Genomic DNA, 9,976 nt, shown 5'->3' on the forward strand with positions numbered 1-9,976 from the left:
CCGAGTGGGAGCGCGACCTGCTTGAGGGCGACAAGAAGTCGGACTCCGACGAGGCTGCCGCCGACAAGCCCGCTGACAAGCCGGCCGAGGCCGCCGCCCCGGAGGCCCCCGCCGCCGAGGCGCCCGTCGCCGAGGCTCCGGCCGCTGTCGAGGCACCGGCCGTCGCCGATGCCCCGGCCGCCGCCGAGGCCGAGAAGCCCGCCGCGGACGCCGAGCAGGGCTGACCGCGCCGTACAGCTTCGGTAGGTGAACGGCGGGGGACGGTGTCACAGGCACCGGCCCCCGCCGCGCACCCGTAGATCTTCGACTGACGGATTTGCTGAACTGATCTTTCCCGGCTTCGACAGATCTTCGACTTTCGACTTTCGAGAAGAGATTCAAGGACATGGCGAACTACACCGCCGCTGACGTCAAGAAGCTCCGCGAGCTGACCGGCGCCGGCATGATGGACTGCAAGAAGGCGCTCGACGAGGCCGACGGCAATGTCGACAAGGCTGTTGAGCTGCTGCGCGTCAAGGGCCAGAAGGGCGTCGCCAAGCGCGAGAGCCGGCATGCCGAGAACGGCGCGGTCGTCTCCCTCATCGCCGACGACAACGCCTCAGGCGTTCTGCTGGAGCTGAAGTGCGAGACCGACTTCGTCGCCAAGGGTGACAAGTTCCAGGCCGTCGCCAACACCCTCGCCGCCCATGTCGCCGCGACCTCCCCGGCCGACCTCGACGCGCTGCTCGCCTCCGAGCTGGAAGCCGGCAAGACCGTCCAGGCGTACGTCGACGAGGCCAACGCCAACCTCGGCGAGAAGATCGTCCTCGACCGGTTCGCGCAGTTCTCCGGCGCGTACGTCGGTGTCTATATGCACCGCACCATGCCCGACCTCCCGCCGCAGGTCGGTGTGCTGGTCGAGCTGGACAAGGCCGACGCGCAGGTCGCCAAGGACATCGCGCAGCACATCGCCGCCTTCGCCCCGAAGTACCTCACCCGTGAGGACGTTCCGGCCGCTGTCGTCGAGCAGGAGCGCCGTGTCGCCGAGGCCACGTCGCGCGAGGAGGGCAAGCCCGAGGCCGCCCTCCCGAAGATCATCGAAGGTCGCGTCAACGGTTTCTTCAAGGAGGTCACCCTCCTTGACCAGCCGTTCGCGAAGGACCCCAAGAAGTCCGTCAAGAAGGTTCTCGACGAGGCCGGTGTCACGCTCAAGCGCTTCGCACGCATCCGCGTCGGCGCCTGAGCGCAGTACGGCGAATACGCGCTGTACGGCGAATACGCGGAGTACCGCGAGCGAGCCGAGCACGGCGAGTACGGCGAGTACGCGGTCGAACCGGGAGCCCGCTAGGGTTTCTTACGCAGTCATCGGCCGCGCGTGCCGGGCGGCACGGCTGCGTCGAGGCGCCGGACGACCGCAGATCTGACGAGGAGGCCATTGCCACAGGGACACCAGCACCCACGGCAATGGCCTTCCTCGTATGTGCACGAGGAGATCTCCATGAACAAGGGCGCGGACGCCAATCAGGCTGCCGGCGACAACAGCGACCACGATGGGACGCATGACGTGAAGAAGGGAGCCGGACGCTTCATGCTGAAGCTGTCCGGCGAGGCGTTCTCCGGCGGCGGCGGTCTCGGCGTCGACCCCGACGTCGTGCACGCCATCGCCCGCGAGATCGCCGCGGTCGTCCGTGACGGTGCTCAGATCGCGATCGTCATCGGCGGCGGCAACTTCTTCCGTGGTGCGGAACTCCAGGTCCGCGGCATGGACCGGGCCCGCTCCGACTACATGGGCATGCTCGGTACCGTGATGAACTGCCTCGCCCTCCAGGACTTCCTGGAGAAGGAGGGCATCGACTCCCGCGTCCAGACCGCCATCACCATGGGCCAGGTCGCGGAGCCGTACATTCCGCTGCGGGCCGTGCGGCATCTGGAGAAGGGGCGCGTCGTCATCTTCGGCGCCGGTATGGGCATGCCGTACTTCTCCACCGACACCACCGCGGCCCAGCGCGCCCTGGAGATCGACGCCGAGGCCCTGCTGATGGGCAAGAACGGTGTCGACGGGGTCTACGACTCCGACCCCAAGGCCAACCCCGACGCGGTGAAGTTCGACGCGCTGGAGTACGGCGAGGTGATCACCCGGAATCTCAAGGTCGCCGACGCGACCGCCGTCACCCTCTGCCGCGACAACGCCCTGCCGATCCTGGTCTTCGAACTTCTCACCGAGGGCAATATCGCGCGGGCCGTCCGGGGTGAGAAGATCGGCACGCTCGTGAGCGACCGGGGCACCCGGGCCTGACGCGGTTGTCCCGGGATGTCCGGCGACGGTCATCCGCGGGCAGACGGCGACAGCCGGGCACAGTCGGGGATAGACAAGGCCCTGCCGGTCGGACACCGTGCAGGGGGAAGACGCGACACAGGGTCCGCCCGCCCGGTCGCGTGCCGGGCCAACTCAAGACACGCAGGAGCAAGTGGTGATCGAAGAGACCCTCCTCGAAGCAGAGGAGAAGATGGAGAAGGCCGTCCTGGTCGCCAAGGAGGACTTCGCCGCGATCCGCACCGGACGTGCGCACCCGGCGATGTTCAACAAGATCGTGGCCGACTACTACGGTGCGCTGACCCCGATCAACCAGCTCGCCTCGTTCTCGGTACCGGAGCCGCGCATGGCTGTGGTGACCCCGTTCGACAAGAGCGCGCTGCGCAATATCGAGCAGGCGATCCGCGACTCCGACCTGGGCGTCAACCCGGGCAACGACGGCAACATCATCCGAGTGGTGTTCCCGGAGCTGACCGGGGAGCGCCGCCGTGAGTACATCAAGGTCGCCAAGAGCAAGGCCGAGGACTCACGGATCTCGATCCGCTCCGTGCGCCGCAAGGCCAAGGAGACCATCGACAAGATGATCAAGGACGGCGAGGTCGGCGAGGACGAGGGCCGCCGTGCGGAGAAGGAGCTCGACGACACCACCGCGAAGTACGTCGCGCAGGTGGACGAGCTGCTGAAGCACAAGGAAGCCGAGCTGCTCGAAGTCTGATGAACGACTCTTCCTGGGGAGCCCCGCAGAGAGCCGGGTACGTCGGAGCGTGGTCGCCGACCGACCAGGGACCTGCCCCGGCGGGTCCCGCATACGATGAGCATGACGCACAGCAGACTCGGCCCATGCCCATCGTGCCTGACTTTCCCGACGCAGGTAGAGACGCCGATCACCATGACGATCGCGACAGACGCGACGAAGACGACCGGGGGGCCGCTCGGCAGGGCGGTCCTCCGGCACGTGACGAGATCCCGCAGGAGCCCATGGCCACTCCGCAGCCGGCCCCCGAGCCGCCGCCGGGGAAGCGGGCCCGCAGGCAGTCCGGCCGGCAGAAGAGCGGTCAGTCCGCCCGGCGGAAGAGCGGGCAGGCCGGCCGGCAGAAGAAACGGGCCGGCCGGGATCTGCGCGCGGCCATAGGAGTCGGCGTCGGGCTCGGCACCGTGATCGTGGCCTCGCTCTTCGTCGTCAAGGCCGTGTTCGTCGGTGTGATCGTGGTCGCCGTCGTGGTCGGGCTGTGGGAACTCACCTCCCGGCTCGACGAGCGCAAGCAGATCAAGGCCCCGCTGGTCCCGCTGGCGGTCGGCGGCGCGGCGATGGTCGTGGCCGGGTATGTGCGGGGTGCGGAGGGTGCCTGGGTCGCCATGGCGCTCACGGCCCTCGCCGTACTGGTCTGGCGGATGACGGAGCCTCCCGAGGGATATCTGCGGGATGTCACCGCGGGTGTGTTCGCCGCGTTCTACGTACCCTTCCTGGCGACGTTCGTGGCCATGATGCTCACCGCCGACGACGGGCCGCAGCGGGTGCTCACCTTCCTGGTGCTCACCGTGGTCAGTGACACCGGTGCGTACGCGGTGGGCTGGCGCTACGGCAAGCGCAAGCTCGCGCCGCGCATCAGCCCGGGGAAGACCCGGGAGGGGCTGCTCGGCGCGGTGACGTTCGCGATGGCGGCGGGCGCGCTCTGTATGCAGTTCATGATCGATGACGGCAGCTGGTGGCAGGGTCTTGTGCTGGGGTTCGTGGTCGCGGCCAGTGCCACGCTCGGCGATCTGGGCGAGTCGATGATCAAGCGGGATCTGGGCATCAAGGACATGGGCACGCTGCTGCCGGGCCACGGCGGCATCATGGACCGGCTGGACTCGCTGCTGCCGACGGCTCCGGTGGTCTGGCTGCTGCTGGTGCTGTTCGTGGGCTCGGGCTGAAGCGCGGCCGACCGGGTACGGCGCAGGTCGCCTAGGTGTCCTGCTAACCCCACTGACCTGGCGTTTTGCGTCGAGGGGGCTCGTTATCCACAGGGTGGCGGGCCTCTTGTCGTATCTCTGCGACACTGGTACCACCATGCCCAAGCCCGGAGAATTGACCTTCGTCGCGCCCCGCGGAGCCAAGAGGCCCCCGCGGCACCTCGCCGACCTCACGCCCGCCGAGCGCAAGGAAGCCGTCGCCTCCATCGGCGAGAAGCCCTTTCGCGCCAAGCAGCTCTCGCAGCACTACTTCGCCCGGTACGCGCACGACCCGGCGCAGTGGACCGACATCCCCGCCGCCGCGCGCGAGCGGCTGGCCTCCGAGCTGCTGCCCGATCTGATGTCCGTCGTCCGCCATGTCTCGTGCGACGACGACACCACCCGTAAGACCCTCTGGCGGCTGCACGACGGCACCCTGGTCGAGTCCGTGCTGATGCGGTATCCGGACCGGGTCACCATGTGCATCTCGTCGCAGGCCGGCTGCGGGATGAACTGCCCCTTCTGCGCCACTGGGCAGGCCGGGCTCGACCGCAATCTGTCGACCGCCGAGATCGTCCACCAGATCGTCGACGGTATGCGCGCCCTGCGCGACGGCGAGGTGCCCGGGGCCGGCGACCGGACCGGCGGTGCCGGGGGCAGCCCCGCGCGGCTGTCGAACATCGTCTTCATGGGGATGGGCGAGCCGCTGGCCAACTACAAGCGGGTCGTGGGCGCCATCCGCAGGCTCACCGACCCGGAGCCGGACGGCCTCGGCATCTCCCAGCGCGGGATCACCGTCTCCACGGTCGGTCTGGTGCCCGCGATGCTGCGCTTTGCCGACGAGGGCTTCAAATGCCGTCTCGCCGTCTCGCTGCACGCCCCGGACGACGAGCTGCGCGACACCCTCGTCCCGGTCAACACCCGCTGGAAGGTGCGCGAGGTCCTCGACGCCGCCTGGGAGTACGCGGAGAAGTCGGGCCGCCGTGTCTCCATCGAGTACGCGCTGATCCGCGACATCAACGACCAGGCGTGGCGCGGCGACCGGCTGGGCCGCCTCCTCAAGGGCAGGCGCGTCCATGTGAATCTGATCCCGCTCAATCCGACGCCCGGGTCGAAGTGGACCGCGTCCCGGCCCGAGGACGAGAAGGCGTTCGTCGAGGCGATCGCCGCGCATGGCGTTCCGGTGACCGTCCGGGACACCCGTGGCCAGGAGATCGACGGGGCCTGCGGACAGCTCGCCGCCACCGAGCGCTGACGTCACCGGCCGTCTGAGCCCCACCGGCCGCTTGAGCCCTGCCGGACGTCTGAGCCCCACCGGCCGCCTGCGGCCCACCGCCGGGCCCGCCGACCGGAGGGGGGCTCCGGGCCGGACGGCCCGACCTTGTAGGCTGGGTTCGAAACATTTACATATTTCCGACAGGGGAGCGCCACAGCGCTGAGAGTGCGGTACCCAGGGACCGCAGACCCTCTGAACCTTGCCCAGGTCATTCTGGGTAGGAAGTTCGGTCGTAACTCAAGCTGTAGCGCCCTGCCCGGATTCTTCTCGGAGAACCGGGCAGGGCCGCGTCTCTTCCTGGTCACCCCAGGAGGAATGTCAGTGAGCACCACCAAGAAGTTGACGGTCACCGCCCTGGCGACCGCGTTGGGTGTGACCGCCCTCGCGGCCTGCGGCGGGACGTCGGACGACGGATCCTCCGGTTCCGCCGCGTCCGGTGGTACGAAGTCCAAGACCGTGACCCTCGTCAGCCATGACTCGTTCGCCGCGTCCGGCTCCGTACTGAAGGCGTTCACCAAGGAGACCGGCTACACGGTCAAGGTGCTCAAGAGCGGTGACGCGGGCGCCGCCCTCAACAAGGAGATCCTCACCAAGGGCTCCCCGCAGGGCGATGTGTTCTTCGGCGTCGACAACACCCTGCTCTCCCGGGCCCTCGACAACGGCCTGTTCACGTCGTACGAGGCCAAGGGCCTGGACCGGGTGGCGGACGAGGTGCAGCTCGACAAGGGCGAGCACCGGGTGACCCCCGTCGACACCGGCGACGTCTGCGTCAACTACGACAAGAAGTACTTCACCGACAAGAAGCTCGCGCCCCCGCGGACGTTCGAGGATCTGGCCGAGCCCGCGTACCGGAACCTCCTCGTCGTGGAGAACGCGGCGACCTCGTCACCCGGTCTCGGCTTCGTCCTCGGTACGGTCGCCAGGTTCGGGGACGAGGGCTGGCAGGACTACTGGAAGAAGCTGAAGGACAACGGCGTCAAGGTCGTCGACGGCTGGGAGCAGGCGTACAACGAGGAGTTCTCCGGCTCCGCGGGCGGCAAGAAGGCCAAGGCCGAGCGACCGCTGGTCGTCTCCTACGCCTCCAGCCCGCCCGTCGAGGTCCTCTCCGCCGACCCCCAGCCGGCCGAGGCGCCCACCGGGGTCGCCACCGGCACCTGCTTCCGGCAGATCGAGTTCGCCGGACTGCTGAAGGGCGCGAAGAACGAGGCGGGCGGCAAGGCGCTGCTGGACTTCCTGGTCTCGAAGACGTTTCAGGAGGACATGCCGCTGAACATGTTCGTCAACCCGGTGGTCGAGGACGCGAAGCTGCCGAAGCTGTTCACCCAGTACGGCGCGGTGATCGACAAGCCCGGCACCCTCGCCCCCGACAAGATCGCCGAGAACCGTGAGCAGTGGGTCCGGTCGTGATCCTCGCTCGTGGTGAAGTAGCCGGGTCCCGCCCCGGGACGGAGGCCGCCGCCGCGGCGGAGACCGGCCCGGGGGCGGACGCGGGCGCGGCCGACTCCGGGCCGGACCCGGCCGCGGCGGGGTCCGTACGCGCGCGGGAGTGGCGCGGGAGGGCGGCGCGGCTCGGTCTGCTCACCGTGCCCGTCGTGTTTCTCGCCGTCTTCTTCGCCTACCCCGTCGCCTCCATCGTCGGCCGCGGGCTGCACATCGACGGCGGCTGGCAGTTCGGGCGGATCGGCGAGGTCCTCGGCCGCGCCGACCTTCAGCGCGTGCTCTGGTTCACCACCTGGCAGGCGCTCGCGTCGACCGCGCTCACCCTGCTGGTCGCGCTGCCCGGCGCGTATGTCATGGCCCGGCTCGACTTCCCCGGGAAGCGGCTGCTGCGGGCGGTGGTGACCGTGCCGTTCGTGCTGCCGACCGTCGTCGTCGGCACCGCGCTGCTCGCCCTGCTGGGGCGCGGCGGACTCTTCGACGACCTGTGGGGCATCCGGCTGGACACCACCGTCTGGGCCATCCTGCTGGCCCATGTCTTCTTCAACTACGCCGTCGTCGTACGGACCGTGGGCGGGCTGTGGTCACAGCTCGACCCACGGCAGGAGGAGGCGGCCCGGGTGCTGGGCGCCGGCCGGATCGCCGCCTGGCGCCGGGTCACACTGCCCGCGCTGGCACCCGCGCTGGCGGCGGCCTCGCTGATGGTGTTCCTCTTCACCTTCACCTCCTTCGGCATCGTGCAGATCCTCGGCGGGCCCGCCTACGCCACGCTGGAGGTGGAGATCTACCGCCAGACCGCCCAGCTGCTCGACCTGCCGACGGCGGCCGTCCTGACCCTGGTGCAGTTCGCCGCGGTCGGCGCCGTCCTCGCCGTCCACGCCTGGACCGTACGGCGGCGCGAGAGCACCCTGCGGCTGGTCGACCCGGCGCACACCGCGCGCCGGCCGCGCGGCGCGGGGCAGTGGGCGGTGCTCGGCGGGGTGCTCGCCACCGTCGTGCCGCTGTTGCTGTTCCCCCTGGGCGTCCTGGCGGAACGCTCCCTGGACACCCCGTCGGGATACGGTTTCGACTACTACCGGGCCCTCGGCTCGGTCGACGAGCGCGGCGGCGCGTTCCTCGTACCGCCGATCGACGCCGTGTGGAACTCCCTGGGGTATGCGGTCGTCGCGACCCTCATCGCGGTGCTCGTCGGCGGACTCGCCGCCGCCGCGCTGACCAGGAAGGCCGGACGGCTGGTACGGGGCTTCGACGCGCTGCTGATGCTGCCGCTCGGCGTCTCGGCCGTGACCGTCGGCTTCGGCTTCCTGATCACGCTCGACGAGCCGCCGCTGGATCTGCGGGCCTCCTGGATCCTGGTGCCGCTCGCCCAGGCGCTGGTCGGTGTCCCCTTCGTCGTACGGACGATGCTGCCCGTGCTGCGGGCGGTGGACGGGCGGCTGCGGGAGGCGGCGGCGGTGCTCGGGGCGTCCCCGTTGCGGGTGTGGCGCGAGGTCGATCTGCCGCTGGTGCGCCGGGCGCTGCTGATCGCGGCGGGGTTCGCCTTCGCGGTCTCGCTCGGCGAGTTCGGTGCGACCGTCTTCATCGCCAGGCCCGACCGGCCGACGCTGCCGGTGGCGGTGGCGCGGCTGCTCGGCCGCCCCGGCGAACTCAACTACGGGCAGGCGATGGCCCTGAGCACGATTCTGATGGTGGTGTGCGCGGTGGCGCTGTTGTTGCTGGAGAGAACCCGGGTCCGGCACGCTTCGGGGGAGTTCTGATGGCCCTGCTCGCCCTGAGGGCGGTGACCGTACGGTACGGGGCGCGGCCGGCGCTCGAATCGGTGGACCTGGAGGTCGCCGAGCACGAGATCGTCTGTGTGCTCGGGCCGAGCGGCAGCGGCAAGTCGACGCTGCTGCGGGTCGTCGCCGGGCTCCAGCGCGCCGATGCGGGCCGGGTACTGCTGTCCGGTGCCGATCAGTCCGGGGTTCCGGTGCACCGGCGCGGCGTCGGGCTGATGTTCCAGGACCATCAGCTCTTCCCGCAGCGCGATGTCGGCGGCAATGTCGCCTTCGGGCTGCGGATGCACGGCGCGGGCCGGGCCGAGCAGGTCCGCCGCGTCGCCGAACTGCTCGACCTCGTCGGTCTGCCGGACGCCCAGCGCCGGGCCATCGCCTCCCTCTCGGGCGGTGAGCAGCAGCGGGTCGCGCTGGCCAGGGCGCTGGCGCCCGAGCCCCGGCTGCTGATGCTGGACGAACCGCTCGGCCAGCTCGACCGGGGGCTGCGGGAACGTCTCGTCGTCGAGTTGCGCGGCCTGTTCGGCAGGCTCGGCACCACCGTCCTGGCCGTCACCCACGACCAGGGCGAGGCGTTCGCGCTCGCCGACCGGGTCGTGGTGATGCGGGACGGGCGGATCGCGCAGACGGGCACTCCGCTGGAGGTGTGGCGGCGGCCCGCCGATGAGTTCGTGGCCCGGTTCCTCGGCTTCGACAATGTGGTCGCCGCGACGGTCACCGGCACCCATGCGGACACCGCCTGGGGGCGGATCCCGGTCCCGGAGGGTTCCCGGCAGGGCGAGTGCATGGTGCTCGTACGGCCCGGGGGCGTGCGGCTGGTGGACCCGTCGGATCCGCACGGGGTTGTGCGGTGCGCGGTGGAGGGGCGTACGTTCCGGGGCAGCCGGGTGGCCGTCCGGCTCCGCCCGGCCGCCGGCGGCCACCCGCTGGAGGCGGAGGTGGCGCTGCGGGACGCGCCCGAACAGGGGGCCGAGGTGGGGGTGGTCTTCGCGGCGGACGATGTGGTGGTGCTGGGCTGACCCGTGGACGGTGCGGGCGGTCCGGGCGGCACCGCCGGGGGCCCGGGTCGTCCGCAGGCGCCGGTACGGGGGGAGGGCTGGGGCGGTGCGGGTGCGGGCGGCGTGCAGGCGCCGGTACGGGCAGGGCGACCCCGCCCGTACCGCCACCGGACACCAGGGATCCGGACGGGGGACGGCGGGGTTGTCGGCGATCCCCCCGCCCGGCTTCGCCCGGGGGATGGGCCCCGCACGCCCCCCGGTGCGAAGC

General features: G+C 70.5%; 8 protein-coding genes and 1 pseudogene. All 9 read left to right on the plus strand.

Going from position 1 to position 9,976, the window contains the following annotated elements; translation table 11 throughout:
- Positions 1 to 224 (plus strand): annotated as a pseudogene (locus ACWF94_RS23075) (30S ribosomal protein S2); the annotation flags it as partial.
- Between the two features lie 161 nt (positions 225 to 385).
- Positions 386 to 1,222 (plus strand): translation elongation factor Ts, encoded by an 837-nt coding sequence (gene tsf / locus ACWF94_RS23080; protein WP_453491506.1) that lies wholly within the window; start codon positions 386 to 388, stop codon positions 1,220 to 1,222.
- 255 nt (positions 1,223 to 1,477) lie between these two features.
- Complete coding sequence (pyrH, locus tag ACWF94_RS23085) at positions 1,478 to 2,275, plus strand: UMP kinase (protein ID WP_453491509.1); 798 nt, start codon at positions 1,478 to 1,480, stop codon at positions 2,273 to 2,275.
- 175 nt (positions 2,276 to 2,450) lie between these two features.
- The gene (gene frr / locus ACWF94_RS23090; protein WP_453491512.1) at positions 2,451 to 3,008 is read left to right on the plus strand and encodes a ribosome recycling factor; all 558 of its coding nucleotides are present in this window, start codon (positions 2,451 to 2,453) and stop codon (positions 3,006 to 3,008) included.
- Positions 3,008 to 4,207, plus strand: a complete 1,200-nt coding sequence (locus tag ACWF94_RS23095) for a phosphatidate cytidylyltransferase (protein WP_453491515.1) — start codon at positions 3,008 to 3,010, stop codon at positions 4,205 to 4,207. The genes frr and ACWF94_RS23095 overlap by 1 nt, the downstream gene beginning before the upstream one ends.
- Positions 4,208 to 4,343: 136 nt before the next feature.
- Positions 4,344 to 5,480, plus strand: coding sequence for a 23S rRNA (adenine(2503)-C(2))-methyltransferase RlmN (rlmN, locus tag ACWF94_RS23100; protein WP_453491517.1), 1,137 nt, complete (start codon positions 4,344 to 4,346; stop codon positions 5,478 to 5,480).
- Positions 5,481 to 5,822: 342 nt separating this feature from the next.
- Positions 5,823 to 6,908 carry a thiamine ABC transporter substrate-binding protein gene (locus ACWF94_RS23105; protein WP_453491520.1) on the plus strand — a complete coding sequence of 362 codons (1,086 nt, stop codon included), beginning with the start codon at positions 5,823 to 5,825 and terminating at the stop codon, positions 6,906 to 6,908.
- A 167-nt stretch (positions 6,909 to 7,075) separates the two neighbouring features.
- On the plus strand, positions 7,076 to 8,695 hold the full coding sequence (locus ACWF94_RS23110) for an ABC transporter permease (RefSeq protein WP_453491526.1): 1,620 nt from the start codon (positions 7,076 to 7,078) through the stop codon (positions 8,693 to 8,695).
- Entirely contained in the window at positions 8,695 to 9,729 is a 1,035-nt protein-coding gene (locus ACWF94_RS23115) for an ABC transporter ATP-binding protein (RefSeq protein ID WP_453491523.1), read from the plus strand. Before ACWF94_RS23110 ends, ACWF94_RS23115 begins: the two co-directional genes overlap by 1 nt.
- Positions 9,730 to 9,976 lie beyond the last annotated feature (247 nt).

It is taken from the genome of Streptomyces sp. NPDC055078, from assembly GCF_053607985.1.